Here is a 4,061-nt window from a genome sequence, read left to right on the forward strand (position 1 = left end):
TAATGAGCGAAAAGGGGAGCCGCTGCAGCCTAAATAAGGGCTACACCGAAGCGGGGTTTGCCGAGCGCGTTTTTCACATGCATCTGCGAAATTTCGGCGATACAGATGAGATATTTTTTAGAGATTTTTTGCGAGCGAATGCGGATATTGCCAAGCGGTACGAGGCGCTTAAATTAGAGCTTTGCAAGCGCTTCGAGTTCGACCGCGACGCCTATACTGCGGCGAAAAGCGAATTTGTGCTTAAATTTACGCGCATCGCTAAAGGAAATCCAAAATAACCGCGCAAATTTGATCTCTGCGTATAAGTTCACTCGCCAAGAGCGATAAAAATGGCTAAATTTTATAAACGAAACGGACGGACAGCACCGCACCTTGCAGATTAGTTTTTATAAAATTTTGACCGTAATTTCAAATTTAAATGGCGCTCATTCAACTATCTGTAGATAAAATTTCCAAATTCCGCTAGCGGCAAAGTCGTCCATAAAATGCGCCGTATCATCGCATCACACCAAGAGCTAAGGCTCATTTCCGCGCTTTGGTATAAATTTAAATTTAAAAGCCTACGCGTCGTTAAATTTTAAACATTCCACAAAAATATGGGCTCGTAAATCCGCTAAATTTAAAGCGGTGAAAATTTTAAATTCCTCGCCGCTAGCTAGCCGCGCAAATTCCACGCCGAGCGCTTAAAATTTAATGATCGCTTTTTAGTCCCGCGCCGCAAAGCGGGATGATGCTATCTCCTTGCAGATCGCGGCTTTCTTTGTAGCGCAGATAAGCCGCGTAGGTAGCTGCGGTCGTGTGCTCGACGTAAAATCCGCCGCGCGCAAGCGCCGCTCTAGCAGGCAATATATCGCCCTCGCTCGCCAAGATCACCTCGCGCTCGCCCGCGTAGCTAGAGCCAAGAATTTCGGCCGCGCGCATCGGTCTTGCGATCGCGATACCCTCCGCTAGCGTCGGATGCGGCTTAATCTCGCGCGCCGCACCTTTGGCGCCAAAAAGCGGAGCGCAACGCTCGCCCTGAACGATGAAAATTTTTGGCAGCGCCTCGATAAAGCCGCCCTCATATAGCTCGCCTAGCGCCGCTTGAGCGCCCAGCAGCAGCGTACCATTGCCCACCGGGATGAAAATATTGCGCGGCACCCTGCCCAGCTGCTCGTAGATCTCATAAACGTAGCTCTTCGTGCCCTCGTAAAAGATCGGATTATAAACGTGGTTGGCGTAATAGATCTGCTCCTGCGCGGCCTTTTTGCGGCACGCATCCGCCGTCTCGTCGCGGCTGCCGTCAAATACCGTGACGTGCGCGCCGTGGCTTTTGATCATATCGATCTTTTTGGGCGATGTGCCCTTCGGAACGTAAATTTCGCACTCGATGCCCGCGCGAGCGCAGTACGCCGCCACGGCATTGCCTGCGTTGCCGCTGGAGTCTTGCAGCACCTTTTTCACGCCGATATTTTTGGCGTGCAGCACCAAAACCGCCGCCCCGCGATCTTTGAATGAAAGCGTAGGCATCGCATAATCGAGCTTGAGATAGAGGTCTTCGCCGAATTTCACGCTCGCCGTAAGCCCCTCGCCCATCGAAATTTCTCTAAATTTCGCCGTATCGATACCCATAAACCTACGGTATCTAAAGATGCTAAACTCGCTTTGATCTACGAGCGCGGGGTTAAATTTAGGCGCATCGGAGTTTAGCTTATACAGCCCGCCGCAGTCGCATTTATAGCTCAAAGTATCGATGGGCGCGTGCTTGCCGCAGCTCGTGCAGATGAAATCGCTCATTTTCTCTCCTATTTTTTCTCTTTTATTTTTGCGACGGCCTCGATCTCTACGAGGCAGCCGAAATGTAGAGCCGTAGTCGACACTACGACGCGAGCGGGCTTGTGCGCGCCGAAAAACAGCGCGTACTGCTCGTCGATCACGTCCCAGTTCGCGACGTCAGGCGTATAGACGCGGCACATTCGCACGTCGTTTTTATCTACGCCCGCGGCGGCCAGCACTGCCGCGACGTTGCTTAGAGCCTGCGCGGTCTGCTCAGCAAGACCCTCCGGGATGGTCCCCGTGCGCGGATCCACGCTTAACTGCCCCGAGACGTAGAGCGTACCGTCGTCGTCTAAGATGCCTGGCGCATAATGCGCCTTTTTCGGCGCGAAACCGGTTGGATAAATCTCTTTCATTTAAGCTCCTTGGTGTAGATTTTTTGAAATTTTATCTAAATTTCTAAATTTTATATGAAATTTTATAGACTTTACGCCGAGCCTGTTTTTTTCGGATAGCGTATCTAGCTCTTGAAAATTTTGCGTCTCGCCGCTTACATAGCGCAGCGGCGCGCAATATGTGCGGATAAAGGCAATCCGCCTATTCGAGCTCGTAGCCCTTAGCGCTTTTTAATTTCTCGTCGTAGTCGCTTTCGCCTACAATTCGCTTGCGCGAAGTATTGAAATCCGCTCGTATCGGGCTTCTGCGCGTATCGAGCTCAAGCGGCGCGACGCCGATAATATCGGCCAGCAGATGCGCCAAATCATCGCTCATAAAAGGCTTATCTTTCGCCGCTTCCAACCTCTGCCACAGCTCGGCATTAGCGGTCAAAAACTCGCGCGAGGCTATAAAAAGCAGCGGAATTTCATAGCTGAAGCGGCTCTCCATGCCGTGCCCGAGGCGTCCGTTTTCGTATAAATTTTCGCCGTGATCGCTAAGATAGACGATGAGGCTGTCATCTGCAGAGAAAATTTTAAAAATTTCATTTATGACAAAATCGTTGTAAAGCACGCTGTTGTCGTAATACGCAACGACCTTTTTCTGATCGGAAGTGAGCTTGGCCTTTACGTCCGCCGCGCTAAACTTACCAAATCCCTCGGGATAGCGCAGGCTGTAATCCATATGGTTGCCGATGAGATGGATCACGTAGAAGTTTCGCTCGCTCTGCCCCGCTTTCGCCTGATTTATGAGCGGAAGTAGCGCTCCGTCGGGCTTGATGCGGACGGTTTCATAAAGATTGCTCTTTGAGAGAAAGGTTTCCCCGTCCGCGCGATCGGCGGCGCTTTTGGCGCTTAGCGCGTGCGCGCCGAAGGCTTCTTGATTGCTGATCCAAAAGGTGCGGTAGCCGCTTAGGCTAAACATATCGATGATGCTAAGGCTGCGAAACCATGCCTTTTGCCGCTCGCTTTCGTAATTACTGAAATTTAAAAGCCGCATCAGCACCTGATTCGTCGTAGCATAAGGGGAGATCGTATCGCTAAATTTTATGAGATTACCGCTCGCCTCGAGACCCTCCAAAAGCGGCGTGGTTCTAACGCTGTATCCATACAGCGACATATGGCCGCGCTGCAAGCTCTCGCCGATTATTAGGACGATATTTTTGACGCGAGGCTTTTGCGAGGCGGGGTTTGTAGAAGCGTCAGGGATTTTGGAATTTAAGATCGTACCAGGGCTTTGCGGCGTAGAATTTTGAGACGCAAGGTCAGGGGCAGAGCTTTGCCGATCTAAATTTGCGCCGCCTTTTAAAACGCTTTCGTTCGCGCGCTTCGCCTCATCGTAGCCGAGCTGCACTTCGCGCATATCGGTGATGAAATTTTTATCGCTCAGATAGTCTTTTATCGTAAAGGAAAACTCCAGTGGGACGTATTGCGATAGCTTGGTTATATAGCTCTGCTTGCCCCGGAAAGCCTTAACGGCGATATCCGCGCAAAAGATCGTGCCATAGATAATATAAATCGCCGCTAACAGCAATCTTAGGCGGCTATGCGTTTGCTCCCTCTTTCTCTGCCCTGCTTTTAGCGCCGCAAAGATGCAGCCAAGCAGCACTGCTAAATATAAAATCGTCGCAGGGTTAAGAAACTGCGAAACGAACTCGCGCGTCTCGGCTGCGTCGGTATGGACGATCGCATCGATCGCCACGACGTTGAAGCTTGAGTCGAAATTTACGATCAAAAATAAAGCCGCGCTCGCAATTAGCGCAATTAGCGCCAGTAGCACGAACGAAACGAACTTAAAAAATCGACCGCTAAGCAAATAGCAGAGGTGAAAGATGAGCAAATTTATGATGAATACCGCGGGAAAGCTCTCGG

At 50.7% G+C, this 4,061-nt stretch carries 4 protein-coding genes; 1 reads left to right on the top strand and 3 read right to left on the bottom strand.

What is annotated here, in order from left to right:
• On the top strand, window positions 1–278 hold a 278-nt coding region (locus tag Q0438_RS06580; RefSeq protein WP_299189069.1), incomplete at its 5' end, for a GrpB family protein.
• 412 nt (window positions 279–690) lie between these two features.
• On the opposite strand, the gene Q0438_RS06585 is transcribed toward Q0438_RS06580, so the two are convergent.
• The 3 genes from Q0438_RS06585 to Q0438_RS06595 form a co-directional block, all read right to left on the bottom strand.
• Window positions 691–1,776 (bottom strand): threonine synthase, encoded by a 1,086-nt coding sequence (locus tag Q0438_RS06585; protein ID WP_299189071.1) that lies wholly within the window; start codon window positions 1,774–1,776, stop codon window positions 691–693.
• Window positions 1,777–1,784: 8 nt separating this feature from the next.
• Entirely contained in the window at window positions 1,785–2,171 is a 387-nt protein-coding gene (locus Q0438_RS06590; protein WP_299189074.1) for a RidA family protein, read from the bottom strand.
• Window positions 2,172–2,352: 181 nt separating this feature from the next.
• Window positions 2,353–4,061, bottom strand: a 1,709-nt coding sequence (locus tag Q0438_RS06595; RefSeq protein WP_299189076.1) for a phosphoethanolamine transferase, incomplete at its 5' end; no start/stop codon positions are given.

This window comes from uncultured Campylobacter sp., assembly GCF_938030785.1.
Classification (GTDB): Bacteria; Campylobacterota; Campylobacteria; order Campylobacterales; family Campylobacteraceae; genus Campylobacter_B.